Genomic DNA, 25,275 nt, shown 5'->3' with positions numbered 1-25,275 from the left:
ACTCGAACCGTCGAACTCACTGTCGACGACCTCCAACGAAGCAGGTAGGGAATGAACGAATCGCAACTGACCCGCCGGATCGAGGGTCGCGTCGTGGCGATCACCGGCGCGGCGCGGGGCATTGGCCTCGCGACCGCGAAGGCGCTGCACCGGCGCGGAGCCAAGGTCGTGATCGGTGACATCGACGGTGACGCCGTCGTGCGCGCGGCGGCGGAGATCGGACCCGATGTCGAGCCCGTCCGTCTCGACATCACCGACGAGCAGTCGTTCGTCGAGTTCCTTGCCAAGGCGCAGGAACGCTTCGGTCCGCTGGACGTCTTGATCAACAACGCCGGAATCATGCCGATCGGCCCCTTCCTCGAGGAGTCGACCTCGCTGTCGAAGCGGGTATTGGAGATCAACGTGGCCGGTCCGATGACCGGTATGCGGGCGGCGCTTCCGGGCATGATCGCGCGCGGTCGAGGACATATCGTCAATGTCGCGTCCATGGCCGGTACAGCACCGGTCCCCGGCGGCCTGAGCTACGGCGCCAGCAAGGCGGCGGTAATCTCGATGACCGAGACCGCCCGCGTGGAGTTCGCGAAATCCGGTGTGTCGTTCACCTGCATCCTGCCGTCCTTCACCAATACCGAACTGATCGCCGGGACGACCGGAACGAAGTTCGTACGCAATCTCGAACCGGAGGAGGTCGCCGAGGGCATCGTCGGTGCGATCGCGACTCGCAAGCCCGATGTCTACCTGCCCGCAATGCTCGGGCCGGTGGCGCGCCTGCAGCCGGTCTTCGGTCGCAAGCTCCGCGACTTCATGAACCATCTGCTCCAGGCGGACACCACGTTCCTGACGGTGGACAAGACGGCGCGCAGCGGATACGACGCGCGGATCAACAGCGCACCAGATGTCCCGAAGGCGGCTCCGGCGAAAGAGCGCCAGAACTCGTAGCGTCCCGCAGTTATGCGCGAAAAAGGGCGGCCCCGACCGGGGTCGCCCTTTTTCGCATGGTGGCATTGCTGTGTGCTCGCTGTTCGTTGCGGTCGCTGTGCAGCGCGCCACACGAGGTGTGTTCTGCGCATGAAATCGCCAATTTTAAAGTATATTAGATTCTGTTGGGGGATCGGGAGTCGAATCCGCGGTTCCACCACAACGGCATTCAACGGCGAACGCCATCCGTCCGTTCCAAACGATTGAGAACAGGTAGATGACGAAAACCTTCCTGAACCTTTTTGATGCCGCCTGGTTCTTCGTGGAAAAAGGTGACGCGCCAGCGCATTTCGGTCCGCTCGTCATCCTCTCGCCGCCCGACGGGGCGTCTTCGACCTATGTGCGCGAGCTGGTAGAACAGTGGCGGGCCAGTAAGGGCTTCGCGTCCCCCTTCAACGTCGTGTTGCGCACGAAGCCGATCCCGTTGTGGCAGACAGTGTCCGACGAGGACATAGATCTCGACTATCACCTCCGCCACATCGCGCTGCCCAGCCCGGGTGGTGAACGAGAGTTGGGTGTGCTTGTCTCGCACCTGCATTCGCGGCCATTGGACAGACGTCGGCCGCTGTGGGAATGCCATGTGATCGAGGGGCTCGAGCACGGCCGATTTGCCATCTATCTGAAGTTCCACCATGGACAGCTGGATGGCGTCGCCGCCGCGCGCCTGCTCGGCCGCATCTTCACCACGGACCCGGACGCCCAGGGACTGTTACCGCCGTGGAGTGCGGGAATACGGGGCAACGGCCCCGCGCGCCAGCCCATCGCCACCGTATCGACCGTGACGACCATCTCGGCCTGGGCGAAATTCGGAGCCCTCCGAAGTTTCGGCCGCGCAATGGGTTCCACGGTGGTGGCGCTGCGGGCGCTGGTGGGGATGGCGATGGCCGTACGCAGGGATCGCACCGGCGATCTGACGCTGCCGTTCCAGGCGGCGACGACCCTGTTCAATCACCGGATCGGTGATCAGCGCAGATTCGCCACCCAGCACTACGAGCTGACGCGGTTCAAGCGCGCGGCCAAGGCCGCGGACGTCACCGTCAACGATATCTTCATGGCCGCCTTCAGCGGGGCGCTGCAACGGTACCTGCAAGAATTGGAGGCGGTGCCGAACGGTCCTATCGTCGGCCAGATCCCGGTCAATGTCCGGGATCTGAACCCCGGGTCGATGGGAAACGCGCTGGCCTTCGTCTATGCGCGACTGCACTCCGAAATAGCCGATCCGCTGGTCCGGTTGCGCGCGGTACATCGATCGACGATGGCGGCCAAGGGATTCCACCGGACGCTGCCGTCGTCAGCGGTCATGCCGTTCACGATGATGCTATCGGCACCGCAGATGGCGCTACTGATCGCCGGGCTCGGCGGTTACGGGCGCCCGGCGGCGAATCTGGTCATCTCGAATGTGCCCGGTCCGACCGAGCGGCTGTATTTCAACGGCGCACGGGTCGAAGGGATCTACGGCCCGTCAGTGCTGTTTCACGGACAGGCGCTGAACGTGACGATGGCGAGTTATGCCGGTCAGGCGGTCATCAGCTACACCGCATGCAGCCGGTCGCTGCCGCATGTGCAACGGCTGGCGGTGTACACCGGTGCGGCGCTCACGGAACTCGAGGGAGCGCTCGGCATCGATCCGGCTGCCGAACCCGCCGTCCCGCAGGAGACTTCCGCGTAGCCGACGGCGTGGTCGCACAGCGGTCGGTGCCCGCGATTCGAATCCCGGGCACCGGCTGCCTTTGCCCGTGTCTATCGGGTGAGGCCGCCGCGGGCGACGAGCTGCGACGTGATCACGTTGCGCTGGATCTCGTTCGTGCCCTCGCCCACGATCATCAGGGGCGCGTCGCGGAAATAGCGCTCGACGTCGTACTCGGTCGAGTAGCCGTAGCCACCGTGAATCCGCACGGCGTTGAGCGCGATCTCCATCGCGATCTCGGAGGCGTAGTACTTCGCCATACCCGCTTCCATATCGCAGCGTTCGCCCGCGTCGAAGCGCCGGGCGGCGTGCAGAACCAGCTGGCGGGCGGCGGTGAGCTTGGTCGCCATCTCGGCCAGGTAGGTGCCGATGGCCTGGTGCTGCCAGATCGGCACCCCGAAGCTCTCGCGCTGCTGCGCGTAGGTGAACGCGTCGTCGAACGCCGCTTGCGCGACACCGAGGGCCCGCGAAGCGACCTGGATGCGGCCGGTTTCCAGACCCTTCATCATCTGGGAGAAGCCCTTGCCCTCGACCCCGCCCAGCACCGCGTCCGCGGGTGCGCGGTAGCCGTCGAAGAGCAGCTCGCAGCTTTCGACGCCCTTGTAGCCCAGCTTGGGCAGGTCACGGGACACGGTCAGCCCGGGGCCGTGCTCGACCAGCAGGATGCTGATGCCCCGATGCCGCGGTTCGGCGGCCGGATCGGTCTTGCACAGCAGCGCGATCAACTGCGACCTGCGCGCATTGCTGATCCAGGTCTTCGCACCGTTGATCGTGTAGCCGTCCGCGTCGCGCTTGGCGACAGTGGTCATGGCCTGCAGATCCGAGCCGCCGCCGGGTTCGGTCAGTGCCATGGTCGCCCGGATCTCGCCGGTGGCCATCTTCGGCAGATACCGCTGCTTCTGCTCCTCGGTACCGAAGGTGAGGATCAGCTTCGACACGACGGTGTGGCCGCCCATCGCACCGGCCAGGCTCATCCAGCCGCGCGCCAGCTCCTCGGTCACCCCGACGTAGCACGGCATGGACACCGGCGCTTCGCCGTAGGGCTCCGGGATGGCCAGGCCGTAGATGCCGAGCTGCTTCATCTGCTCGATCAGTTTTTCCGGGTACTCATTGGCGTGCTCGAGGTCGCGAGCAACGGGCCGGACCTCGCGGTCGACCCATTCGCGCACCGTCGCCACTACCTGCTGTTCCTCGGCGGACAGCTCGCTCACCGTTGACTCCTCGCTGGGCTCCGAAATCTATCGATATACTTTAACATAGATTAAAAACATGAAAGGTGGTGTTTGATGACTGGACGCCCACCGCGGAGGTCGGTCCTCTGCGTGCCCGGTGGCGACGAGCACAAGATCCGCAAAGCGCTCGGGTCTGGTGCGGACCAGGTGGTCATCGACCTCGAGGACGCCGTACCGCCCACGGACAAGGACCGTGCACGCGCTCTGCTGGGGTCGATCGCATGGGACGAATTTGCCGCGCTGCCCTCGATCGCGGTGCGGGTCAACGCGCCCCGGACACGCTGGTGTCATCTCGACATCGACGCGGTGGTCAGGTCCTCGGTTCCGGCGGGCGCGATCGTACTGCCCAAGGTCGAGGCACCGGGGGACCTCGAATTCGTCGATCGGCTGCTCGGCGGCATCGAGGCCGGCGGTGAACGCGCCGAACCCCTCGCCGTGGAGGCGCTCATCGAAACCGCGGACGGGCTGAGCCGGATCGAGCAGATCGCCTCGGCAACGCCGCGACTGTCGGCGCTGATCACCGGTTACGCCGATCTCGCCGCGTCGCTGGGGAGGGCGGCCGGGCTCGAGCCCGCGCTCTGGATCGCGGTGCAGGACAAGATGATCACGGCCGCTCGCACCAACCGACTCGATGCGGTGGACGGCCCTTATCTCGGAGTCGGGCTCGATGATGGTTTCCGTGCCGCGGTGAATCATGCCGCGCGCATCGGCTTCGATGCCAAATGGGCGATCCATCCGCGGCAGCTGGACGCGATCACCCACGCCTTCGAGCCGTCCGCCGAGCAGGTCCAGTTCGCGCAGCGCGTGGTTCATGCGCTGACAGCGGCGCACAACAGCGGCCGCGGTGCGGTGGAGCTCGACGGTCAGATGATCGACGAGGCCGTCGCGGTGGCCGCTCGCCGCACGCTGCTCAAGATCGGGGTCTCGGCATGATCGCGGAAGGACCGTACTTCGAGGAACTCGAACCGGGGCAAGTATTCGACACGGCGCCGTCGGTCACGTTGTCGGACGGCCTCGCGGCCGTGCACCTGGCCATCATCGGCGACCGCCTGCGCCTTCCACTCGACCACGGCCTGTCGGCACTGGTGACCGGCTCGCCCGCACTGGCACATCCCGCGCTGGTATGGGACGTAGCGATCGGGCAGTCCACACTCGTTACGCACCATGTCAAAGCCAACCTGTTCTATCGCGGGCTGGTCTTCCGGCGTACGCCTCATATCGGGGACACCCTCACCACAACGACGACGGTCGAAGGGCTACGGCAGAATCGCCGCCGGCCCGATCGCGCCCCGACTGGACTGGTGGCCTTGCGGATTCGCACCGCGGATCAACACGGGCGAGACGTGCTGGACTTCTGGCGCTGCGCCATGCTGCCCTTGCGCGCGGACATCGACACCGGCCGCGCCGACGATCTCGACGGCATCGGCTCCAGATTGGATTCGAATTGGGTTGCGGCCGTGCGTGATTGGAACCTCGAACCGCTGGCGATGGCCGCGCGCGACTCGGTTCCGCAGGCCGGCCGGCGCGTCGATGTGATCGGTGGCGACGTCGTCGACACCGCGCCGCAACTCGCCAGGATCAGTCTCAACATCGCGCGGGTGCACCATGATGAACAGGCTGGCGGTGGCCGCCGTCTGGTCTACGGCGGCCACACCATCGGTATCGCTCTGTCGCAAGCTTCTCGGGCCTTCCCGAAACTGGCCACGGTGGTGGGATGGCACGGCTGTGACCATGTCGGGCCCGTGCACGAGGGCGACACACTGCGCAGTGCGATCACGGTGGAAGAGGTGGCTCCGACCGGCACCGGAGGCCATCTGGTGCACCTGCGCTCGGAGGTGTTCGCGGACGACCATGAATCCGAACGCGAACGCCCCGTCCTAGATTGGCGCTACGTGGCGCTGTTCGCGTGACTTTTCCTTGAGTTCGTCCAGCAGGCGGCGCAACACCCATTCGAGTGCCGCGGGATCCTCGCCGGCGTCCAGCTCCTGGTATCCGGCGAGGAGATAGAGCCCCCAGCGCGCGTGGTTCAGCGCATCCTGCTCGTCCTTCAGGATCGCTCGGGCGGCGTGGACGACCACGCCCTTGCGCTGGGAGTCCACGGCGTCCTGGATCACCCGGACTTCCGGGTCGACCTTGCTCCACACCCGGATCGCGGCTTCCGCGCGATGGGGGAGTTCCAGTGCGAACTGCAGGAGAGCATCGAGTTGGTCGACCGGATCCTGGTGCTGTTGCGCCAGCGTCACCAGCTCGGTCGTCCGGGCCGTGCGCCAGTGCTCCAGCAGCTGCGACGTGAAGTCGTGCCAGTTGCCGAAATAGTGATAGAAGGACCCTGTCGTCACTCGCAGCCGCTTGCACAGCGACGCCTGTTTGAGCGCGCTGTACCCCTGCTCCGAGAGCAGCTCGAACGCGGTGTCGAAGTAGTCCTGCTTGATGGCCATGGATCTCCGTCATGGTGGCTTCGGTCGTTGACGACCTCGTGTACAGCAAGTTTGCCCCGCCCCTTGTGCATAAGTCGACTTATGCTTACGATACTGACATTGCCTGTGAAGCGCGCCACAGGACTCGTGCCATCCACGTATCCAGGATCCTGATCAAAGGTTGCCGGTCCAAAGTCGAAAAAGAAAATTTAATCAAAGATATATTATGTAAACACAGGGGCGGAGCCCCGTGGGAGAGGAACCGACATGGCCTTCAAGGATGCGGGCGAGGTGCGCAAGTACATCGGCGGGATCTTCGAGTCGGCGTTCGCTGATCCGGAGATCGGTCCGAAGCTGGCGGGCACCGGTGTGGTACTCGGCTTCGAGTTCTCCGAGCCGGATGCCTTCCTGGTCATCGACGCACCCGCAGGTGTGGTGGAACTCGGGCAGGAGCACTTCGCCAGGTGCACCGCGACTATGCGGATGACCGCCGACACGGGCAACGCCTACTGGCAAGGAAAGGTCAATCTGCCGCTCGCGATGGCCAAGGGCAAGATCAAGATCGGGGGGAACGTCGCCAGCATGCTCAAGCTGGCGCCATTGGGCAGCAAGCTCTACCCCGTCTACGTCGACAGCCTGAAGCAGGACGATCGTGCGGACCTACTGGTCTGAGCCGGCGGCACGCAAGATCTAGCGAAGAGGTACCGCACTATGTTCCCAGGCGTCCACGCCCTGTCGACTCCCGACAAGCCCGCGGTGGTCATGGCCGGTTCCGGTAGGACGATCACCTACCGTGAGCTGGACGAGCACTCGGCGCAGTTCGCGCGCGTGCTCCATGACCTCGGACTGCGACCGGGCGACGTCGTCGCGCTGTTGTCCGGAAACGAGCCCGAGTGTTTCGAAATCTATTGGGCTGCAATGCGTTCCGGGCTATACGTGACCGCGATCAACTGGCGCCTCACGCCATCGGAGGCGTCGTACATCATCGATGACTGCGACGCGAAGGTCGTGGTCGCCTCGGCGGGCATCGCGGAACTCGCCGGCGCGGTGCGCGACCTGGCACCGCGAGTCCAGCACTGGCTGGCCTTCGGCGGAGACGTGGCGGGCTACAGCTCGTACACCGCCGAGATCGCGGGTGCCGGTGAGCGGCTCCCGGATCAGCCGCGCGGCTCGGACATGCTGTATTCCTCGGGTACCACGGGGCGGCCCAAGGGCATCAAGCCGCCCCTGCTGCCGATCTCGGTGGACCAGCCGGGCGATCCGCTGACCATGGCGATCGGAAAACTGTTCGGCGTCACCGAATCCGACGTCTACCTCTCGCCCGCGCCGGTGTACCACGCCGCCCCGCTGCGTTGGTGCGGAGCGGTGCACGCCTATGGCGGGACCGTCGTCATGATGGAGAAGTTCGGTGCCGAGGACATGCTGCGCGCCATCGAGAAGTACCGGGTGACGGTCACCCAGGTGGTCCCGACCATGTTCGTGCGGTTGCTCCAGTTGCCGGCCGAGGTCCGCGAGCGCTACGACATCTCGACTCTGCGCTTGGCCGTACACGCGGCCGCGCCCTGCCCGCCCGATGTCAAGCGCGCCATGATCGCTTGGTGGGGGCCGATTCTCGTCGAGTACTACGGCTCTACCGAGGGCAACGGGCTGACCGTCATCACAACGTCCGACTGGGAGAACAAGGCCGGATCGGTGGGGCGCAGCATCCTCGGGCCGGTGCGCATCTGCGACGACGAAGGCAAGGAATTGCCGCCGGGCGAAGTCGGCACGGTGTACTTCGAGCGTGAGACGCTGCCCTTCACCTACCACAAGGCTCCTGAGAAGACCGCGGCCGCACAGCATCCGGAGCATCCGACCTGGACCGCGGTCGGTGACCTCGGGTACGTGGACGAGGACGGGTACCTCTTCCTGACCGACCGCAAATCGTTCGTCATCATCTCGGGCGGTGTGAACATCTATCCACAGGAGGTGGAGAACGTGCTGACTCTGCATCCCGCGATCTTCGATGTCGCGGTGATCGGAGTGCCGGATTCCGAGATGGGTCAGCAGGTCAAGGCCGTCGTCCAGCTCAACCCCGCGGTGGCGCCGACCGACGAGCTCGCAGCGGAGATCATCGAGTACGCACGTGACCGGGTCGCGCGGTTCAAGGCGCCCAAGACTGTGGACTTCGTCGATTCCCTGCCCCGGACCGCCACCGGCAAGCTGGTCAAGCGCGAGCTGGAGCAGCTGTACAGCGCCGCGGCAACCCAGAACTGATGACGCGCAATCTTTTCAAAGGAATAGCTGACATGACCACAGCAACCGAATCCACTGTGCGGGCATACGACCCGCTGAGCATCTCGCCACTGTCGTTCTGGTCTCAGACGGCCGATGAGCGTGACAGAACCTTCCGTGTGCTGCGGGCCGAACGGCCGGTCAGCTGGCATCCGCCGATCGAGGGCGCGCTGATGCCCCCGGAGAACGAGGGTGTCTGGGCAGTCACCAGCCATCGCCTGATCTCCGAGGTGAGCAAGCAGCCCGACGTGTTCTGTTCGGGCTTGGGCATCCAGCTCGAGGAGGTGCCGTCCGACATTCTCGAGGCCGCGTCGTCGTTTCTCGCGATGGACGCACCCCGCCACCCGGTGCTGCGCAAGCTGATCAGCTCGGCGTTCACGCCCAAGCAGGTGGCCAAGATCCACGATCAGATCAAGAACCAGGCTCGTGTGATCGTGGACGACCTGTTCGAGGTCGGCAGTGGTGAATTCGACTTCGTGCACCAGGTGTCCAAGCGGCTGCCGATGTGGACGATCTACGAGATGCTCGGCCTGCCCGCCTCGCAACGCGACGAGGCTGCGCACATGGCCGATGCCATGGTCGCCTGGGCGGACGAGGATGTCGCGGCGGGCCGCGCTCCTGTCGAACTACTCAATGACTCCCTTGTCGGCCTGCTGATGATGGGTATCGAGTTCGCGCAGGAACGCCGCAAGAACCCGGCGGCGGACCTGATGACCAACCTGGTGCAGGCCGAGGTCGACGGCGTCCGCCTGACCGACGACGAGATCGCCTCGTTCTTCGTCCTGCTGTCGGTCGCGGGCAACGACACGACCCGGAACACCATCTCCCTCGGCATCAAGGCGTTGTTGGACTTCCCTGAGCAGAAGGCGCTTCTGCTCGAGGACTTCGACAGCCGGATCGGCACGGCCACAGAGGAATTGGTGCGCTGGGTAACGCCGGTGATGACCTTCCGCCGGACCGCGACTCAGGACACCGTGCTGGGCGGACAGGAGATCAAGAAGGGCGAGTGGGTCGCCACCATCTTCTCTTCCGGCAACCGTGACGAGACCGTCTTCGCCGACCCGCACGTCTTCGACATCCTGCGATCGCCGAATCCGCACGTCGGTTTCGGTGGCGGCGGTCCGCACTACTGCATGGGCAACTTCGTGGCGAAGATCCAGCTGCGCGAGATCTTCGACCAACTGCTGCACCGGGTGCCGGATCTCCAGGTGGGGGAGCCGTCCTACCTGGTCGGCAACTTCGTTCACGCGGTCAAGCACCTGCCGGCGACACTGCGATGAGTGCCGGCGATATCGCTGCCCGCACGGAGCGGATGCGCCGCGGGTTCGCCTCCGGCCGGACCCGCGATGTGGAGTGGCGGCTCGGCCAACTGCGGAATGTGGTCAGGCTGCTCGACGAGCGGGAGACCGAGATCGCGGGAGCGCTCGCCGAAGATCTCGGTCGCAGTGCACAGGAGGCATGGTTCGGTGACCTCGCCGCTACCCGTGGCGAGGCCGCCTACGCGATCAAGCACCTTCGCGGCTGGATGAAACGTCAGCGGCAGCCGTTGCCGCTGGTGCAGTACCCGGGCTCGGCCTGGATCCAGTACGAACCGCTCGGGGTTGTCCTGATCATCGGGCCCTGGAACTATCCGATCGTTCTGACGTTGGGACCACTGATCGCGGCGTTGGCGGCGGGCAACTGTGCCGTGATCAAGCCATCGGAACTGGCGCCCGCCACGTCGGCACTGCTCGCGCGGCTGGTACCGCTGTATTTCGATGCGGATGCGGTCGCGGTTGTCGAGGGTGATGCGGCGGTGACCCAGGAGTTGCTGACGCAGGGGTTCGACCACGCCATCTTCACCGGTGGCACGGAGGTCGGCAAGAAGATCATGGCCGCGGCGGCCCCGACGCTGACGCCGGTCACCCTGGAACTCGGCGGTAAGAGCCCGGTGATCGTCACAGCCGATGCCGACCTGGACGTCGTTGCGCGGCGAGTGGCCTGGGTCAAGTGCATGAACTCCGGGCAGATCTGCATCGCGCCGGACTACGTTCTCGCCGACAGCCGGATCCGGGATCGATTGGTGGACAAGATCGTCACGGTGATCGGCGACTTCGAGCGCGGTCAGTCCACCGACGGTCGCCGAATCGTCAATGAGCGGCAATTCGATCGTCTCGCGGGATACCTCGAGGCGACGAAGGGGAACATCGCCCTCGGAGGAATGACCACTCGTTCGACCCTGTCGATCGAGCCGACGGTGGTAGTGGATCCCGATCCGGGTGAGCCCCTCATGACAGAGGAGATCTTCGGGCCGATCCTGCCCGTCATGTCCTACGAAAGTCTCGGCGACGCCGTTGCTTTCGTGAACAGCAGGCCGAAACCGCTCGCGGCGTACTTCTTCAGCAAATCGGCCGCCGACCAACGGCGCCTAGTCGATGAAATCCCGGCCGGTGGAGTGGTGATCAACCACGTCGCGATGCACTACCTCGTGCCACAGCTTCCTTTCGGCGGCATCGGCGGCAGTGGCATCGGCGCGTACCACGGCCGCTGGGGCTTCGAGGCGCTGAGTCATCGCAAGCCCGTTCTGAAGAAGTCGTTTTGGCCGGACCTACGTCTGATCTACCCGCCCTACAGCGACTTCGCGATGAAGGTCCTCCGGAAGATCTTCTGATGCGGTCGGTGTGAGAAGACTCTTTGCTGGCGAATTCCCGACGACAGCAAGGTCGGCGCACCCATGGGACCCGAGTCTCTCGCACGGATACCGGTCGGTTCCTGGAGCGCCCCCGGCTTGTGCTAACCGGGCTAGCCGGTCCGCATAAGCCGAACCCCAGCCGCACAGTCGAGCCCCCTGAGACACGGCTCGAAGACGTGCCCCGGGACCCGCGCCACCCAACCCGCGCCGGTCCCGGGGCACTTGTCAGCCGGGCAGACGAAACCTAAGGAATCTCAATGACTGTCGGTAACGCCGACGCGGCAGCAGCTTCCGGTCCGCTGACCGGTGTCCGCGTGATAGAGCTCGCCGGGCTGGGCCCGGGCCCGTTCGCGACGATGTTGCTCGCTGATCTCGGCGCCAATGTGGTCCGTATCGATCGGCCGGGGGGCGCCAGCGTGTTTCCTGGTATGCCGGAGGAGGATCTCCTCAACCGCGGCAAGCGATCGGTGCTCGTGGACCTTAAGCGACCCGACGGGGTAGAGGTCGTGATGCGGCTGCTCGAGCGCGCGGACGTACTGGTAGAAGGATACCGGCCCGGGGTCGCCGAGCGGCTCGGGCTGGGACCCGACGTCTGCCGGCGGCGGAACCCTCGGTTGGTCTACGGGCGGGTGACCGGATGGGGTCAAACCGGCCCGCTCGCGCAAAATGCGGGACATGACATCGATTACATCGCGATCACGGGTGCTCTGCATGCGATCGGTGACGCGCATGGCGCACCACAGGTTCCGCTCAACCTGGTCGGCGATTTCGGCGGCGGCGGAATGTATCTCGTCGTGGGCGTCCTGGCCGCGCTGCGGGTTGCGGAGCGGACCGGAATGGGCCAGGTGGTGGATGCGGCGATCGTGGATGGAGCCGCCCACCTGCTGACCGGCATCCATGCCTTCCTCAACGCCGGGGCATGGTCCGACCGGCGCGGCGCCAATATGCTGGACGGCGGGGCGCCGTACTACGCCACCTACGAGACCGCCGATGGCCGTCACATGGCGGTGGGAGCGATCGAGGGCAAGTTCTACGCTGAACTGCTGGCACGACTGGGTATCGATGAAGATCCACGCCGGCAGCACGATCGCAGTGCGTGGCCGGTCATCCGTGACAAGATCTCCGGCGCCTTCGCGACCCGGACCATGGCGCAGTGGTGCGAGATCTTCGACGGGTCGGACGCGTGCGTAGCGCCTGTCGTCAGCCTTCGAGAGGCGGCGTCGCACCCCCACGTCGAGGCACGCGGATCGATTCTGAACCACGGCGGCACAATGCAATCCGCACCGGCACCGCGGTTTTCGCTGTCACGGACCGCGCTCGGCAATCCGCCACCGTCACCCGGTGAACACACCCGGGCCGTCCTGACCGAGTGGGGAATCGCCGAGGTGGAGGCACTCCACGAGCGCGGCGTCATCAGTTGACCACGAATCCGAGCGGCCCGGATCGTGTGGTTTTCGAGAGGAATCGGCGCACGTCCGGGCCGCGATGGCCGCCAGCGTCACCGGCCGATAATTCGCCGAGGGCCCCGAACCATCGATGGTTCGGGGCCCTCGGAGCTTGCCATCGGTCTCAGCGGACGATGTCTCTGCCGATGAGTTCCTTCATGATCTCGGTGGTCCCGCCGTAGATGGTCTGGATCCGAGTGTCGATGTAAGCCTTGGCGACCGGGTATTCGGTCATGTAGCCGTATCCGCCGTGCAGTTGCAGGCAGCGGTCGATCACTCGCTTCTGCAGCTCACTGACGTACCACTTACCCTTGGCGGCGTCGACCGCATCGAGCTCGCCCGCGTTATAGGCCAGCACCGACTTGTCGATGTACGCCTCGACGAGGTCGACCTCGGTCTGCATCTCGGCCAGCTCGAATCGGACATGCTGGAAGTCGGCGATCGGTTGCCCGAACGCGCGCCGCTGCTTGCAGTATTCGATGGTCTGATCCAGGATCGCCCGTGTCGTCCCCAGCGCCTTCGCGGCGACGCCGAGGCGTTCCCGGGGCAGGTGACTCATCAGGTACTGCAGTCCTTTTCCTTCTTCTCCGAGCAGATTCGCGTGCGGGACGCGAGCGTTCTCGAAGAACAGCTCGGCGGTGTCCTGGCCCGGCAATCCGATCTTGTCGAGTTTGCGCCCGCGTTCGAAGCCGGGAGTATCACGCTCGATGACGAACAGACTGAATCCCCGTGAACCGGCGTTCGGATCCGTCCGGGCGGCAACCACCGCTAGATCGGCCATGATCCCGCTGGAGATGAACGTCTTCTGCCCGTTGACGATCCATTCATCGCGGTCACGGACCGCGGTGGTGCGCATTCCGCGCAGATCGCTGCCCGCGCCGGGCTCGGTCATGGCCAGCGCTCCGATGATCTCGCCGGCGGCGAACCCGGGCAGCCAGCGCTGCTTCTGCTCGCCGTCGGTGAGATCGAGCAGGTAGTGCAGGACGAGATCGTCCTGCAGGCTGATCGTGAGATTGAAGGACAAGGCGTTGATGCGAGATACTTCCTCGCAGACCACCATTCGATACCGGTAGTCGTGCACGTCCGAACCGCCGTACTGCTCACCGATCTCGAGTCCGTACAGCCCGGCCGCTGCCGCCTTCTTGTAGACGGCTCGATCGATCCACCGATCCTCGTCCCACTTGTCCTTGTACGGTGCGACCTCCCGCTCCAGGAAGGTGCGCACCGTTTCCCGGTAGGCCTCGTGGTCGGCGTCGTACAGAGCCCGGCGCACGTCAGAGCCTTTCGATGATGGTGACGTTGGCCTGGCCACCGCCTTCGCACATGGTCTGCAGGCCGTAGCGCCCGCCGGTGCGCTCGAGCTCGTGCAGCAGCGTGGTCATGAGGCGCGCGCCCGTGCAACCGATCGGATGGCCGAGGGCGATCGCACCGCCGTTGGGGTTGACGACGGCGGGGTCGGCTCCGGTTTCGGCGATCCAGGCCAGCACGACCGGAGCGAACGCTTCGTTGATCTCGACGACGTCGATATCGCCGATGGACAGGCCCGCCCGCTTCAGCGCGTGCTGAGTGGCCGGAATCGGGGCACTGAGCATCATGACCGGATCGGCGCCACGCACCGACATGTGGTGAATCCGAGCGCGGGGTGTGAATCCGTACCGCTCCACCGCCGACTCCGAGGCGACCAGCAGCGCCGCGGCGCCGTCGGAGATCTGGCTGGCGACCGCGGCGGTGAGCCGGCTGCCTTCGGTCAGCGTCGCGAGGGTCGACATCTTCTCGAGAGAGGTGTCCGCGCGCGGACCCTCATCGACGGTGACACCGGCGAACTCCGTGATCTCACGGGTGAAATACCCCTCGGAGATGGCGTGCAGCGCGCGGCGGTGGCTCTCGAAGGCGAATACCTCCATGGTCTCCCGGCTCAGATTCCAGCGTTCGGCCATCATCTCCGCGCCACGGAACTGAGAGATCTCCTCGGTGCCGTAACGAGCCCGCCAAGCCTGCGAACCGGTCCAGGGGTCGGTCGCACCGTACGGCTCGCCGGCCACGAAAGCACTCAGGATCGGGAACTGGCTCATCTTCTGGATGCCGCCGGCCACGATCAGGTCGCTGGTGCCGCTCATGACCGCCTGCGCCGCGAAATGCACGGCCTGCTGCGCCGACCCGCACTGCCGGTCGATGGTGACGCCCGGGACCGACTCCGGCAGACCCGCCGCGAGCGCCGCGGTCCGGGCGATGTCGCCGGCCTGCGACCCGATGTTGTCCAGACAGCCGAGGATAACGTCGTCGATGTCGGCGGGATCGAAGTCGTGCCGGCCGACGACGGTGCTGATGGTGTGGGCGGCCATGTCGGCCGGGTGCGAGTTGGCGAATCCGCCGCCACGTTTGCCTACCGCGGTGCGAACGGCATCGATGATGTACGCCTCGGGCATGGAAGTCTCCTACCGTGTGATCCAGATTAATTGAATGTAGACTAAAATTTGTACAGTGTCGAACAGCCTCTGCCTAGGGCAGGCCGTCCGGTCGCGGCGGATTCGCGTGCCCCGCGCTCAGACTGTTGCGCACGATGGATTGCGCGGTGGCGACCAGATTGTCGAGCGAGTCCCGGTCCGGATTCCACCATTCCGCGGTCCAGTTCAGGGCGCCCACGACGAGCATCCGGGCGATGCCGATATCGAGTCCGGGGCGCAACTGCCCGGCCTCCGCGAGCCGCTCCAGCAGGTTGCGCCAGATCGCGTGATACGCCGCGCTTTCCAGGCGCAGCGACTCCACGATCTCGGGTGGCAACTGGCCGGCATTGCGGGTGACGGCGGAGGCGAAGTCGGACAAGCCCAGTTCGATCTCCAGGTGTGCCGCCACGGCGGCGTCGATCAGCGTGATCACCGGGCTTCCGGGGGGCGCTGAGGTGATCGCCGCCTGGACGTGCTCGCGCACTCGACGTTGCCCTTCCCTCATCACCTCGGCGACCAGCTCGTCGCGTGACCGGAAGTAGTAGTAGACGGCGGGTGCGCGCAGTTCGGCATGCGCGGCGATGTCGGCGAGCCGGGTTCCCGCGACGCCCCGCCGGCTGAGAATGTGGGCGGCCGCCGTAAGGATGCGCTCTCGGGTCGCGTTCATCGGTGATGTGGTGGTGCTGATGGCTCCTCCTCTATTGACCGAGGGGGTAATCTAATTTATCTTCGATTCAAAAGATAGCATCCGAAGTTGAAACCGGCGCCTGTGCGTGGCGGAAACCTCGGTCCCAATCCCGACAGAGGAGGCAGTGATGAAGGTCGTCGTCGATCGGAGCAAGTGCACAGGTCTGGGCATCTGTGAGTCGCTTGCCCCGTTGTTCTTCGAGGTCGTCGACAGCGGCGAACTCATCCAGCTCAAGGAGGACATCGCCGACGACGAGCTCGCCGCCGTCGAGGATGCCGTGCAGGGATGCCCGACCGAGGCGCTGCGGATCATTCGCTGATCCGTCCGGGCGATGTACTCAGGCGGACCCGGCCACGGCCTTGGTTGTCGGCTTCCGCGGCGCCCGGCGGCGCCGCGGCGGCGATAGCGGTTCGCCTGCGGCATCGGCCGATGCGATGCCGGTGCGAATCAACGATTGCGCTGTGCGAATGACGGTTTCGAGCGATCCTCGGCGTGGCGTCCACCATTCCGCCGTCCAGTTCAATGACCCCATGATGAGCATCTGGGTGACGTGCAGGTCCAGGTCGCTTCTGATCTGGCCCTCGGCGGCAGCGTCCTTGATCAGTTTCCGCCAGATGGAACCGTAGTTCGCCTCTTCGGCGAGCTGGCGCGCGCGCAGATGTTCGGGGACCTGGCCGCTGTTGCGGATCGCCGCCGTCGCGTAGTCGGACAGCTCGAGCTCGTGGCGCAGATGGGCTTCTATCGCGATCATCAGCCGCTCGAGCGGCGAGACGTCGCTCGGGATTTCATCGAGAACCGACTGCAGGTGCTTGACCATGTGGGCGATCCCGCTCCACATCACTTCCTCGATGAGCTCTTCGCGAGACGGGAAGTAATAGTAGATCGCGGGTGCCTGGAGTTCGGCGTACTCGGCGACATCGCTGAGCCGCGTTCCCGCGTAGCCCTTCATGCTCAGCACGTGCGCGGCGGCGTCCAGGATGCGCTGACGAGTCTTCGCCGACTTGGTCTCGGACGCCGCGTCCTCCGCAACTTGCTGCGTCTTCGGTTTTCTAGCCACCGTTCAACTATAGGGCAGCCTTATCGCTGCATCCTCCGCGATGCGCCCGTAACGGTCTCGGCGTGTCCGATTCGGTGGGAGTTTTAAATCTGTATTATAAGATTGTGACGGCCTGTCCCAAATCGGGACCCGGGCTTCCGATCCATAGGGATGCACAATGGGCGGCGCGACGAAGCGTTCAGTAGCGGTTCCTTCCGCGGCGTACCGGCGAGGCTCGGGTGAACCTCTGCTGTTGATTCACGGGTTCACACTCAACTGGCAGTCGTGGAGCGGAGTGATCGACGAGCTGGGCGCCGACTTCGACATGCTGGCGCCGACACTACCCGGTCATTGGGGCGGACCGGAAGTGGATCGGCTGCTCCGGATAGCCGATTTCGTCGATTTTCTCGAAGCATGCATGGATGCCGCAGGCTGGGTCGATGCGCATATCGCCGGGAACTCGCTCGGCGGTTGGCTGGCCCTCGAACTCGCGGCCCGCGGCCGCGCCCGCTCGGTGACCGCGGTGGCGCCGGCCGGGCTGTGGCAGCCGAGTGATGCTGCGGCGGAGACGGTTCACCGCAAGTTCCGTAGTTTCTCCCGTTTCGCACCGGGTCTGCGTTTCGCGTCGCATCCGATGGTGCCGAATATTGCCCGGCGTACGATACTTCGGTCCTTCGCGCACCGTCCCGACCTGGTATCGGCGGACCTGGCCGCGGTCACGATCGAGGCCCCGGCGCACTGTCGCTGCTTCGCCAGCGTCACCAACGATCCCACTGCTACCGCCGTCGATGCCATGCGGCGTGTCGATGTCCCCGCGACAGTGTTGTTCTGCGAACGTGATCGCGTGATCCCGCCGGCGCGATACGGCCGGACGATCCTCGCGGAGATGCCGGCGATCACGGCGAAGACTTTGCCGGAGGTCGGGCATGTACCGATGCTGGAGGCTTCCGACCTGATCGCCACTGAAATCAGGCAATTCGTCGATTCGGCGTGTGGGCGGACCCGCCGCTCCGCGTAGGCCCGCCCTCCCTGGTCTCATGTGCGGGTTGCCTGCACGGAAATCAGATGCTCGAGCAACTCCACCAGAACGTCTTTGGCGGAGTCACGCGCGCGGACGTCGCAAAGCCGGACCGGGACCCGATCGTCGAGATCCAACGCCGCCCGGACTTCCTCAGTGCTGTATCGCGGGGCGCCGTCGAAGCAGTTGATGCCGACAACGAAAGGCGTGCGGCGGTTTTCGAAGTAGTCGACCGCGGCGAAGGAGCTCTCGAGGCGCCGGGTGTCGGCCAGGACGACGGCGCCAAGTGGGTCACGGCATAGAGGCGCACCAGCGGACCCGCATCGTGGTCGAATCGCGGTGCATTCCAGGTCATTACCGTATCCGCTCGACTTGCGGGCCCGGGTCGGCCTGGCGGGGGCCGCCGACAGGAACGTGCCGACACGCTGCACGGTCTGATTCATCTCGTAGGCGACCATGCCCAGATTGGCGGTGTCGTTGGCGAGCAGTGCGAGGCAGGCGTTCGATCCGGCGGAGGTGACGAAGAGGACAGCGCGGTCGAGCTCGATCACGCTCTGCCGGACGCCGCCGCCATCGAATCGGTGCCCCGCGCTGCGTGCCAGACTGTGCACCGCCGATGACATGGCGGCGAAATGCTCGGCGTCTTCGACGGACATGTCCGTCGAGCGACCGAGCAGCAGGCCGTCTGTGGAAAGTACAACGGCGTGGCGGACACCGGCGAGGCGCTCGGCGCCGCACGCGCGATGAGCTCGGTGCTGTCGATGAACAGGCCGACGACACTGTTGAAGTACGCGGAAACCTGAGGTGCGCCATTGGCGTCCCGGTGTGCCGCCGCCGAGGATGATCAGATTCTCGGCGTTGCGTCGCGCCCGCGTCGCCAGGTGACCAGCAGCGCGAGACAGGGTGCCAGTGCGATGGAAAGGATGCGGCCTCGAATGCCGATCTTGGCCTTGAACACGGCGCCAACGTAGCGCATTCTCTCCTATTGTTTTGACTTTAGATTAGACTACCCAAGGGTGGGTACCTTGGGCCGATGCGTAGCTGCTGGGTTGTCCGAGGCGCTACATTTAATCTAATATGTATTAAAGACCATGGTCTTGGCTCATGTGCATGGCCAGGACGCACGACGAAGGCTGGTCGCCATGCTTCCCGATATCCTCTGCTCGCGACTCGTGCTGCCCGTCGTCGCCGCACCCATGTTCATCGTGTCGAGCCCCGATCTCGTGGTAGCGCAGTCCGCCGCGGGGATTATCGGATCATTTCCGGCGCTCAACGCCCGGCCGGTGAGCATGCTCGACGACTGGCTCGCCGAGATCACCGAGCGCTTGGCCGAGAGCGACGCCGCGTCCGGCGATGGGCGAAAAGCAGCGCCGTTCGCGGTCAACCTGATCGTTCACAAAACAAATGCCCGCATCGACGACGACCTCGAGCAGTGTGTGCGCCATCGAGTGCCGCTGGTCCTGACATCGCTCGGAGCGCGTGAAGACGTGAACGAAGCGGTGCATTCCTACGGCGGTGTCGTCCTGCACGACGTGATCAACGATCGTTTCGCGCGTAAGGCGATCGAAAAGGGCGCCGACGGCCTGGTCGCTGTCGCGGCCGGGGCCGGTGGCCATGCCGGTGCGTTGTCGCCGTTCGCGCTCATCCAAGAGATCCGCCGTTGGTTCGATGGTCCGCTGCTGCTGTCGGGAGCGATCGCGCATGGGCGTTCGGTACTGGCCGCCCAGGCCGCGGGGGCCGATCTGGCATATGTCGGTTCGGCGTTCATCGCGGCCCGCGAGGCGAACGCCGCACCGGAGTACAAGCAATGCATCGTGGAAAGCTCGGCATCCGACATCGTGTACTCCAACTACTTCACCGGAGTGCACGGCAACTTCCTGCGCAGCAGCATTTCCGACGCCGGACTGGACCCGGACAATCTGCCTGCCGAGCTGGGCGCGCGATTCGGCGCGGCGACCGACGGGTCGAAACCGAAAGCGTGGAGCCAAGTTTGGGGCTCCGGTCAGGGTATCGGTGTGGTCGACCGCGTCGAGAGCGCCGCGGCGATCGTGGCGCGCATGCGTGCCGAATACGATCTGGCCGTGGACGGCATCACCGCGGCCGCATGGGTGAATGCTCGAGCCGATGGCGCGGCGGACATGACGACATGTCCGCCGAACCGGGCACCGACTACGCGCTGAGCGCGTAGGTCCGCACCTCGTTGCGGTCGGTGTAACTCACCCGGCCGAGCATCGTCAGCACATCGAGGTGCGCGTGAATCTCGGTGATGGCGGAGAGCTGGTGGTCGATCGGAAGGTCACCGAGTTGCCGTCCTCGTCTGGTCCACCGCAAAGCGCGCGCGACGTCGTAGGCGGTCGACGAGCCGGCAGCGACCTCGTTGCAGATCTCGTCCAGTCGGTGCTCGTGGTGGTACAGCAGTTCCTCGACGCGGTGATGGCTGCTGTCGGCGACAGGACCGTGGGAAGGCAACAGGGCCGTATCCGGCAGCTCGTGCACGAGCTCGAGCGAACGGATGTAGGAGCGGAGCGGATGGGCTTCGGGTGCCCATTCGAATCCTATCGATGGCGTGATGTGCGGAAGAATATGGTCGCCGGAGAACAGTAAACCGCTGCCGGCGTGGTGGAAGACCACATGACCCCGGGTGTGTCCGGGAGTCGCGACCACCTCGATATCGCCCTCGGACAACCGGATTCGGTCACCGTGTTCGAGCCACCGGTCGGGCGGGCCGAATGCGATTCCTGCCTCTTCGTCCGGTACGGGGGAGGAGGCGAGTTCCTGGGCGAGTTGCGGTGCGCCACAGCGGGTCAGGATCGAGGCGTGGTTGGGGAAGCGCCCGGCGTCGGTGCCGAAACCGAGAATGCTGTGTCGTTCTCCCGCGCCGACCATCAGATCGCACCCGACCGTACTGCGCCATGCGTACGCCTGCGAGTAATGATCCCAATGGTGGTGGGTGGCAAGGCAGGTGGCGATGTCGTCGAGCCGATAGCCGAGACCGCGCAACGCTGCGGTCATCGCGATCTCGGTCTTCGGTGAGAACCAACCGGGGTCGATGACGACCAGCCCGTCGGGGCCTTCCAGGACATACGCGTTGACGGTTCCGAGACCGTCGAGGGGGAGGGGGAGTGGGATCCGGTGGACTCCGGGCGCGATCTTGTGAGCGCCGGGCTCTGTCCAGTCCTCGGGTTGATCGGTAATCAGCGGCACGTGCACCTCTTTCTCCGCGCGGTGAGGCTTCAGCTTCAATCTATTATAGATTAAAAATTATTCCGCAACTCGGTGACCTGCGGCACTTGCGGATAAGCTGACTTATGCTACGATCACCGATGTGATCCGGGGCACACTCGGTGCCCGCCCTGGTTTACGCGACACGACTTTCGCGTACCACCCTTCGTGCAAGGTTCGCGGGAAAGCTTCGGTCGCAGAATCTAATCGAACATAGATAAAACTTCTGTTCAGTTGACCAGAAGTGACGCGGAAGGCTCGATTCATGGTGGACAGCGCTGTACCCATAGAGGGGTCGTCGCCGGATCGCTGGGACAGCGCCGCGAAGAAGGCCGCAATCGTGCCGCGCGCGGTCGGGCAATTCTTCGGAACCGCGCTCGACACGCTGCTGATGATCCCGCGGCGCCCCTTCCAATTCCGGGAATTCATCGAGCAGTCGTGGTTCATCGCCAGCGTGTCGATCGTGCCGACCCTGCTGATCGCCATTCCCTTCTGTGTCATGGTGATCTTCCAGATCAACGTGCTGCTCAACGAAGTGGGCGCCATCGACCTGTCTGGTGCCGGTGCGGGCATGGCGGTCATCCGCGAGATCGGACCGGTCGCAACGGTTCTGGTGGTTGCCGGTTGCGGAGCGACCGCCATCTGCGCCGATCTCGGATCGCGCACCATTCGTGAAGAGATCGACGCCATGCGAGTGCTCGGGATCGATCCACTGCAGCGTTTGGTCGTTCCGCGGGTGCTCGCCTCCACGATGGTGGCGCTTTTCCTCAACGGGATGGTCACCGCGGTCGGCTTGACCGGCGGCTATCTGTACGCGGTCTTCCTGCAGGGCGCGACTCCCGGACAGTTCATCACGGCGATTCCGATCCTGACCGGCATCCCGGATTTGCTGGTCAGCGAGTTGAAGGCCGGTGTGTTCGGGCTATTGGCGGCGTTGGTGGCCTGCCATCTGGGGCTCAACGCGAAGGGGGGCCCGAAGGGAGTGGGAGACGCGGTGAATCAAACCGTCGTCTTCAGCTTCGTGCTGCTGTTCCTCGCGAACTCGATCATCACCACGCTGTCACTGAAGTGAACGGATCAACCATATGACTACAACCAGTGAGTATGGAGTTTCAGACGCTGTGCGTCGTAAACCTCTGGGGCGCAAGCTGTTCAATGTCGCGTCGAGACCGGTCGACGGCGTTGCGGGACTCGGTGACCAGCTGTCGTTTCATCTGCACGGCATCGGCTGGATCCCGCGCACACTTCGCCGCTACCGCGGCGAGGTGATTCGGCTGGTCGCCGAGGTCAGTTTGGGCACCGGCGCGTTGGCCGTCATCGGCGGAACCATCGTGATCGTCGGGTTCCTCACTGCCGCAGCCGGATACGAGGTCGGACAGCAGGGTAGTAATTCCCTCGGCCGAGTCGGGATCGAGGCCCTGTCAGGATTCATCTCGGCATTCTTCAATACCCGCGAAGCCATTCCTGTCGTGGCCGGCGTGGCGCTGACCGCGACCGTCGGCGCAGGTTTCACCGCCCAGCTGGGCGCCATGCGGGTGAGCGAGGAGATCGATGCCCTCGAGGTGATGTCGGTGCCCGCCGTGCCGTACCTGGTCACCACCCGTATCCTCGCGGGACTCATCGCCATCGTGCCGCTGTACGCGATCGCAGTGTTCATGGGATACGCCTCCACTCAGTTCGTCAGCGTCGTGCTGTCGGGCCAATCGGCCGGCACCTATTCGCACTACTTCAATGTGTTCCTGGTGCCCAGCGATGTGGTGTGGTCGCTGGTCAAGGTGCTGGCGTTCGCGTTGGTGATCATGTCTGTGCACTGCTATCACGGCTACCACGCATCCGGGGGACCGGCGGGTGTCGGGGTCGCGGTGGGTCGCGCGGTGCGCGCCTCGCTCATCTCGATCATGATCATCGACCTGATCATCGGCATCGCCGTGTACGGCGGTATTCACGCGACGGTGCGGGTGTCCGGATGAAACTCGACGTCTCCCGTCGCCGCGCACTGACCCTGGGCCTGAGCGCTCTGTTCGTTTTCGTACTGGCCGTTTCCGGTGCGGTGGCTTCCTGTAGCGGAACATTCGTCTCCGCCACACGGGTATACCTCTATTCCGATCGAGCGGGCCTGATGATGGCGCCCGGATCGGACGTCAAGGTGCAGGGCGTCGTCATCGGACGAGTCAGTGCGATCGATCTCGACAACAACCGGGCGAAACTGACCCTCGATTTGGACCCGGACCGGGCGCGTGCTCTCCCGATCAATGTCGGCGCGGAGATCGCGCCCACCACGCTGTTCGGCCGTAAGTTCGTCACACTGCTGCCGCCCGAGCAGCCGGCCGCCGCCACATTGTCGGCCGGATCGGTGATCGATGGCTCGAAAGTGACCGTCGAGATCAACGACACCTTCCAGACGCTGCTCACTGTCCTGAAAACCGTTGAGCCGCAGAAGGTGAACGCCACTCTGACGGCCGTGGAGACGGCGCTGAACGGGCACGGTGGTCGTTTCGGCGATCTCATGGTGGCCCTGGACCGCTATCTCGGGCAGTTCAACGATTCGATCCCGACCTTGCAGCGTGATCTTCCCCTGTTCGCGGACAACCTGGACACCTTCGCCGCGACAACTCCCGACCTGATGACCACGATGCGCAACCTATCGACCACCAGTTCCACGATCATCGAGAAGCAGGCGAGCCTGAGCGCTTTCCTGCTGTCGTTCACGAACTTCGGCAACAGCGGCAGCTCGTTGCTCGACTCCTCGGCGACCCCGCTCATCGGCGCGGTGCAAGCGCTGGAACCGACGACCCGCGTACTCGCCGAACAATCACCGGCGTTCCCATGTTTCCTGTCCGCGCTCAACGAGGCGCGAAAGTACTTGGACAACGGGTTCGCCGGTCAGCGGCCGGGCCTGAACGCCCTGGGCACCATCTTGATGGGTGACCCGCCGTACACCTACGCGAAGGACCTTCCCGTGAACGGTGCCGACAACCCGCCCAGCTGCTACGGGTATCCCTATTCCGGACCCGGCGGCGCACCGGTCCCGCATACCGATTTCAACACCGGCACTACGGTATACGGCCCGGTCCGATCGCCCGAGGACCTGCTCGGCAATCCCTTCGCCCCGCTGATCTACGGACTCACCCGATGACCGCCCGCCACGCAGGACTGAAGCTGACGATCTTCCTTGTGATCACCTCGGTCGTCTCGGCGATGCTCGTCGTCGTTGTCGGCGACCTTCGCTTCGTGCCCACTCGCAGCTACAGTGCCTATTTCACCTCGGCATCGGGCATGAAGGCCAACGACGACGTCAAGGTCGCGGGCGTGCCCGTCGGCAAAGTGAAGTCGGTCGAGTTCGCATCCGACAAGCAGGTGAAGATCGCGTTCACCGTCGATCGGGACATCGAGGTCCTGCGCAGTTCCACCGCCGCGATCCGGTACAAGAACCTCATCGGCGATCGTTACCTCGAGGTCACGGCGCAGCCGGACGGCTCAGGCCGACGGTCGGAAAGCGACCCGATTCCGGTGTCGCAGACGAAACCCGCACTCGATATCGACAGTCTGGTCAACGGTTTCAAGCCATTGCTGCAAGGGCTCGACCCCGATCAGGCCAACAAGCTCTCCGGGTCTTTGATCGCGGTACTCAACGGTCAGCAGCAGAGCATCGCCGACTTCATCCGGCAGGTGGGAGAACTGGGCAACACCCTCGCTGACCGGGATCAGGTGGTCGGCGAGACGATCCAGAATCTGAACGTCGCGCTCGGAGCCATCCACGACACGGGCGACAAGTTCGACCATCTTGTCGTCGACCTGCAGTCGCTGGTGACCGGGCTCGACAACGATCGCGCCACCATCACAACCGGGCTGGACCGAATCGACGCCGGCACAGCGGAAATCACGAAGCTGCTGGTGGACAACAGGCCCGCCCTTGCCGGCGATATCGACGGACTGAAGCAGTTGGCGGGCAACCTCAACGCCGACTCCGGGACGCTGTCGCTGGTGCTGGGGAAGTTGCCCACGATCTATCCACTGATCACCCGAGTCGGCAGCTACGGCAGCTTCATCAACTGGTTCGTATGTGGCCTCGCGATCCGATACCCCGCCATCGGTGGGGGATACCAGGACACGCCGATGTTCGTCGCTCCCGCCGACAGGTGCCAAACCAAATGACAAAGACC

Annotated in this window: 26 protein-coding genes; 17 read left to right on the top strand and 9 right to left on the bottom strand. The window is 64.8% G+C overall.

The window, feature by feature from the left end; all coding sequences use genetic code 11:
• Positions 1–51 precede the first annotated feature (51 nt).
• Together ACFYOW_RS15305 and ACFYOW_RS15300 are read left to right on the top strand one after the other, a co-directional pair.
• Complete coding sequence (locus ACFYOW_RS15305) at positions 52–939, top strand: SDR family oxidoreductase (RefSeq protein ID WP_387288235.1); 888 nt, start codon at positions 52–54, stop codon at positions 937–939.
• A 256-nt stretch (positions 940–1,195) separates the two neighbouring features.
• Positions 1,196–2,647, top strand: a complete 1,452-nt coding sequence (locus ACFYOW_RS15300) for a wax ester/triacylglycerol synthase family O-acyltransferase (protein ID WP_387288233.1) — start codon at positions 1,196–1,198, stop codon at positions 2,645–2,647.
• A 71-nt stretch (positions 2,648–2,718) separates the two neighbouring features.
• Here the strand turns inward: ACFYOW_RS15300 and ACFYOW_RS15295 are convergent, their stop codons facing one another.
• Complete coding sequence (locus tag ACFYOW_RS15295; RefSeq protein ID WP_387288231.1) at positions 2,719–3,876, bottom strand: acyl-CoA dehydrogenase family protein; 1,158 nt, start codon at positions 3,874–3,876, stop codon at positions 2,719–2,721.
• Between the two features lie 75 nt (positions 3,877–3,951).
• Here ACFYOW_RS15295 and ACFYOW_RS15290 point away from each other — a divergent pair, with 75 nt between their 5' ends.
• Positions 3,952–4,830, top strand: a complete 879-nt coding sequence (locus ACFYOW_RS15290; protein ID WP_387288229.1) for an HpcH/HpaI aldolase/citrate lyase family protein — start codon at positions 3,952–3,954, stop codon at positions 4,828–4,830.
• Positions 4,827–5,807 carry a MaoC family dehydratase gene (locus ACFYOW_RS15285; RefSeq protein WP_387288227.1) on the top strand — a complete coding sequence of 327 codons (981 nt, stop codon included), beginning with the start codon at positions 4,827–4,829 and terminating at the stop codon, positions 5,805–5,807. The genes ACFYOW_RS15290 and ACFYOW_RS15285 overlap by 4 nt, the downstream gene beginning before the upstream one ends.
• On the opposite strand, the gene ACFYOW_RS15280 is transcribed toward ACFYOW_RS15285, so the two are convergent.
• Entirely contained in the window at positions 5,775–6,335 is a 561-nt protein-coding gene (locus ACFYOW_RS15280; protein WP_387288226.1) for a TetR/AcrR family transcriptional regulator, read from the bottom strand. The two genes, ACFYOW_RS15285 and ACFYOW_RS15280, sit on opposite strands and share 33 nt — an antisense overlap.
• 246 nt (positions 6,336–6,581) lie before the next feature.
• Here ACFYOW_RS15280 and ACFYOW_RS15275 point away from each other — a divergent pair, with 246 nt between their 5' ends.
• From ACFYOW_RS15275 to ACFYOW_RS15255, 5 genes are all read left to right on the top strand, one after another.
• The gene (locus ACFYOW_RS15275) at positions 6,582–6,986 is read left to right on the top strand and encodes an SCP2 sterol-binding domain-containing protein (protein ID WP_387288224.1); all 405 of its coding nucleotides are present in this window, start codon (positions 6,582–6,584) and stop codon (positions 6,984–6,986) included.
• 39 nt (positions 6,987–7,025) lie between these two features.
• Positions 7,026–8,570 carry an acyl-CoA synthetase gene (locus ACFYOW_RS15270; protein WP_387288222.1) on the top strand — a complete coding sequence of 515 codons (1,545 nt, stop codon included), beginning with the start codon at positions 7,026–7,028 and terminating at the stop codon, positions 8,568–8,570.
• Between the two features lie 32 nt (positions 8,571–8,602).
• The gene (locus ACFYOW_RS15265; RefSeq protein ID WP_387288220.1) at positions 8,603–9,868 is read left to right on the top strand and encodes a cytochrome P450; all 1,266 of its coding nucleotides are present in this window, start codon (positions 8,603–8,605) and stop codon (positions 9,866–9,868) included.
• Entirely contained in the window at positions 9,865–11,238 is a 1,374-nt protein-coding gene (locus tag ACFYOW_RS15260; RefSeq protein ID WP_387288218.1) for an aldehyde dehydrogenase family protein, read from the top strand. Before ACFYOW_RS15265 ends, ACFYOW_RS15260 begins: the two co-directional genes overlap by 4 nt.
• 278 nt (positions 11,239–11,516) lie before the next feature.
• The gene (locus ACFYOW_RS15255; protein WP_387288216.1) at positions 11,517–12,680 is read left to right on the top strand and encodes a CaiB/BaiF CoA transferase family protein; all 1,164 of its coding nucleotides are present in this window, start codon (positions 11,517–11,519) and stop codon (positions 12,678–12,680) included.
• Positions 12,681–12,828: 148 nt separating this feature from the next.
• Here ACFYOW_RS15255 and ACFYOW_RS15250 read toward each other — a convergent pair whose 3' ends face one another.
• The 3 genes from ACFYOW_RS15250 to ACFYOW_RS15240 all read right to left on the bottom strand — a co-directional run bounded on the left by ACFYOW_RS15250 (position 12,829) and on the right by ACFYOW_RS15240 (position 15,815).
• Entirely contained in the window at positions 12,829–13,977 is a 1,149-nt protein-coding gene (locus tag ACFYOW_RS15250) for an acyl-CoA dehydrogenase family protein (RefSeq protein ID WP_387288214.1), read from the bottom strand.
• A gap of 1 nt (position 13,978) precedes the next feature.
• A complete protein-coding gene (locus ACFYOW_RS15245) occupies positions 13,979–15,130 on the bottom strand; it encodes an acetyl-CoA C-acetyltransferase (RefSeq protein WP_387288213.1) in 1,152 nt (383 codons plus the stop codon).
• Positions 15,131–15,203: 73 nt separating this feature from the next.
• Positions 15,204–15,815 carry a TetR/AcrR family transcriptional regulator gene (locus ACFYOW_RS15240; RefSeq protein WP_387288211.1) on the bottom strand — a complete coding sequence of 204 codons (612 nt, stop codon included), beginning with the start codon at positions 15,813–15,815 and terminating at the stop codon, positions 15,204–15,206.
• 148 nt (positions 15,816–15,963) lie between these two features.
• Here ACFYOW_RS15240 and ACFYOW_RS15235 point away from each other — a divergent pair, with 148 nt between their 5' ends.
• A complete protein-coding gene (locus tag ACFYOW_RS15235; protein WP_387288209.1) occupies positions 15,964–16,155 on the top strand; it encodes a ferredoxin in 192 nt (63 codons plus the stop codon).
• An 18-nt stretch (positions 16,156–16,173) separates the two neighbouring features.
• On the opposite strand, the gene ACFYOW_RS15230 is transcribed toward ACFYOW_RS15235, so the two are convergent.
• Entirely contained in the window at positions 16,174–16,893 is a 720-nt protein-coding gene (locus ACFYOW_RS15230; protein WP_387288207.1) for a TetR/AcrR family transcriptional regulator, read from the bottom strand.
• Between the two features lie 157 nt (positions 16,894–17,050).
• Between ACFYOW_RS15230 and ACFYOW_RS15225 the strand changes: the two genes are divergently transcribed.
• Complete coding sequence (locus ACFYOW_RS15225; protein WP_387288205.1) at positions 17,051–17,890, top strand: alpha/beta fold hydrolase; 840 nt, start codon at positions 17,051–17,053, stop codon at positions 17,888–17,890.
• 17 nt (positions 17,891–17,907) lie between these two features.
• Here the strand turns inward: ACFYOW_RS15225 and ACFYOW_RS15220 are convergent, their stop codons facing one another.
• Positions 17,908–18,567: a roadblock/LC7 domain-containing protein gene (locus tag ACFYOW_RS15220; RefSeq protein ID WP_387288822.1), complete on the bottom strand. Its 660-nt coding sequence runs from the start codon at positions 18,565–18,567 to the stop codon at positions 17,908–17,910.
• Here ACFYOW_RS15220 and ACFYOW_RS15215 point away from each other — a divergent pair.
• On the top strand, positions 18,523–18,693 hold the full coding sequence (locus ACFYOW_RS15215) for a hypothetical protein (RefSeq protein ID WP_387288203.1): 171 nt from the start codon (positions 18,523–18,525) through the stop codon (positions 18,691–18,693). The two genes, ACFYOW_RS15220 and ACFYOW_RS15215, sit on opposite strands and share 45 nt — an antisense overlap.
• A 41-nt stretch (positions 18,694–18,734) precedes the next feature.
• Here the strand turns inward: ACFYOW_RS15215 and ACFYOW_RS15210 are convergent, their stop codons facing one another.
• Positions 18,735–18,866 carry a hypothetical protein gene (locus tag ACFYOW_RS15210; protein ID WP_387288201.1) on the bottom strand — a complete coding sequence of 44 codons (132 nt, stop codon included), beginning with the start codon at positions 18,864–18,866 and terminating at the stop codon, positions 18,735–18,737.
• Positions 18,867–19,032: 166 nt separating this feature from the next.
• On the opposite strand from ACFYOW_RS15210, the gene ACFYOW_RS15205 reads away from it, so the two are divergent.
• A complete protein-coding gene (locus ACFYOW_RS15205) occupies positions 19,033–20,070 on the top strand; it encodes an NAD(P)H-dependent flavin oxidoreductase (RefSeq protein WP_387288199.1) in 1,038 nt (345 codons plus the stop codon).
• On the opposite strand, the gene ACFYOW_RS15200 is transcribed toward ACFYOW_RS15205, so the two are convergent.
• Positions 20,060–21,133, bottom strand: a complete 1,074-nt coding sequence (locus tag ACFYOW_RS15200) for an MBL fold metallo-hydrolase (protein WP_387288197.1) — start codon at positions 21,131–21,133, stop codon at positions 20,060–20,062. The two genes, ACFYOW_RS15205 and ACFYOW_RS15200, sit on opposite strands and share 11 nt — an antisense overlap.
• 244 nt (positions 21,134–21,377) lie before the next feature.
• Between ACFYOW_RS15200 and ACFYOW_RS15195 the strand changes: the two genes are divergently transcribed.
• From ACFYOW_RS15195 to ACFYOW_RS15180, 4 genes are read left to right on the top strand one after another with little or no spacing between them, the layout of a single operon-like run.
• Positions 21,378–22,184 carry an MlaE family ABC transporter permease gene (locus ACFYOW_RS15195; protein WP_387288195.1) on the top strand — a complete coding sequence of 269 codons (807 nt, stop codon included), beginning with the start codon at positions 21,378–21,380 and terminating at the stop codon, positions 22,182–22,184.
• Between the two features lie 13 nt (positions 22,185–22,197).
• Entirely contained in the window at positions 22,198–23,082 is an 885-nt protein-coding gene (locus ACFYOW_RS15190) for an MlaE family ABC transporter permease (RefSeq protein ID WP_387288194.1), read from the top strand.
• Positions 23,079–24,248, top strand: coding sequence for an MCE family protein (locus ACFYOW_RS15185; RefSeq protein WP_387288192.1), 1,170 nt, complete (start codon positions 23,079–23,081; stop codon positions 24,246–24,248). The genes ACFYOW_RS15190 and ACFYOW_RS15185 overlap by 4 nt, the downstream gene beginning before the upstream one ends.
• A complete protein-coding gene (locus tag ACFYOW_RS15180; protein ID WP_387288190.1) occupies positions 24,245–25,267 on the top strand; it encodes an MCE family protein in 1,023 nt (340 codons plus the stop codon). Before ACFYOW_RS15185 ends, ACFYOW_RS15180 begins: the two co-directional genes overlap by 4 nt.
• Positions 25,268–25,275: the final 8 nt, after the last annotated feature.

The sequence above is a fragment of the Nocardia sp. NPDC006982 genome (genome assembly GCF_042869435.1).
Classification (GTDB): domain Bacteria; phylum Actinomycetota; class Actinomycetes; order Mycobacteriales; family Mycobacteriaceae; genus Nocardia.
The sequence above is the reverse complement of the archived record's forward strand: the minus strand, read 5'-3'. Positions and strand labels throughout refer to the sequence as shown.

Excerpts from the sequence above, each read along its gene's own strand:
- ACFYOW_RS15305 (WP_387288235.1), top strand. The coding sequence starts at position 52 with ATGAACGAATCGCAACTGACCCGCCGGATCGAGGGTCGCGTCGTGGCG.
- ACFYOW_RS15300 (WP_387288233.1), top strand. The coding sequence starts at position 1,196 with ATGACGAAAACCTTCCTGAACCTTTTTGATGCCGCCTGGTTCTTCGTG.
- ACFYOW_RS15290 (WP_387288229.1), top strand. The coding sequence starts at position 3,952 with ATGACTGGACGCCCACCGCGGAGGTCGGTCCTCTGCGTGCCCGGTGGC.
- ACFYOW_RS15285 (WP_387288227.1), top strand. The coding sequence starts at position 4,827 with ATGATCGCGGAAGGACCGTACTTCGAGGAACTCGAACCGGGGCAAGTA.
- ACFYOW_RS15280 (WP_387288226.1), bottom strand. The coding sequence starts at position 6,335 with ATGGCCATCAAGCAGGACTACTTCGACACCGCGTTCGAGCTGCTCTCG.
- ACFYOW_RS15275 (WP_387288224.1), top strand. The coding sequence starts at position 6,582 with ATGGCCTTCAAGGATGCGGGCGAGGTGCGCAAGTACATCGGCGGGATC.
- ACFYOW_RS15270 (WP_387288222.1), top strand. The coding sequence starts at position 7,026 with ATGTTCCCAGGCGTCCACGCCCTGTCGACTCCCGACAAGCCCGCGGTG.
- ACFYOW_RS15265 (WP_387288220.1), top strand. The coding sequence starts at position 8,603 with ATGACCACAGCAACCGAATCCACTGTGCGGGCATACGACCCGCTGAGC.
- ACFYOW_RS15260 (WP_387288218.1), top strand. The coding sequence starts at position 9,865 with ATGAGTGCCGGCGATATCGCTGCCCGCACGGAGCGGATGCGCCGCGGG.
- ACFYOW_RS15255 (WP_387288216.1), top strand. The coding sequence starts at position 11,517 with ATGACTGTCGGTAACGCCGACGCGGCAGCAGCTTCCGGTCCGCTGACC.
- ACFYOW_RS15245 (WP_387288213.1), bottom strand. The coding sequence starts at position 15,130 with ATGCCCGAGGCGTACATCATCGATGCCGTTCGCACCGCGGTAGGCAAA.
- ACFYOW_RS15240 (WP_387288211.1), bottom strand. The coding sequence starts at position 15,815 with ATGAACGCGACCCGAGAGCGCATCCTTACGGCGGCCGCCCACATTCTC.
- ACFYOW_RS15235 (WP_387288209.1), top strand. The coding sequence starts at position 15,964 with ATGAAGGTCGTCGTCGATCGGAGCAAGTGCACAGGTCTGGGCATCTGT.
- ACFYOW_RS15225 (WP_387288205.1), top strand. The coding sequence starts at position 17,051 with ATGGGCGGCGCGACGAAGCGTTCAGTAGCGGTTCCTTCCGCGGCGTAC.
- ACFYOW_RS15215 (WP_387288203.1), top strand. The coding sequence starts at position 18,523 with ATGCTCGGCGTCTTCGACGGACATGTCCGTCGAGCGACCGAGCAGCAG.
- ACFYOW_RS15210 (WP_387288201.1), bottom strand. The coding sequence starts at position 18,866 with ATGCGCTACGTTGGCGCCGTGTTCAAGGCCAAGATCGGCATTCGAGGC.
- ACFYOW_RS15205 (WP_387288199.1), top strand. The coding sequence starts at position 19,033 with ATGCTTCCCGATATCCTCTGCTCGCGACTCGTGCTGCCCGTCGTCGCC.
- ACFYOW_RS15195 (WP_387288195.1), top strand. The coding sequence starts at position 21,378 with ATGGTGGACAGCGCTGTACCCATAGAGGGGTCGTCGCCGGATCGCTGG.
- ACFYOW_RS15190 (WP_387288194.1), top strand. The coding sequence starts at position 22,198 with ATGACTACAACCAGTGAGTATGGAGTTTCAGACGCTGTGCGTCGTAAA.
- ACFYOW_RS15185 (WP_387288192.1), top strand. The coding sequence starts at position 23,079 with ATGAAACTCGACGTCTCCCGTCGCCGCGCACTGACCCTGGGCCTGAGC.
- ACFYOW_RS15180 (WP_387288190.1), top strand. The coding sequence starts at position 24,245 with ATGACCGCCCGCCACGCAGGACTGAAGCTGACGATCTTCCTTGTGATC.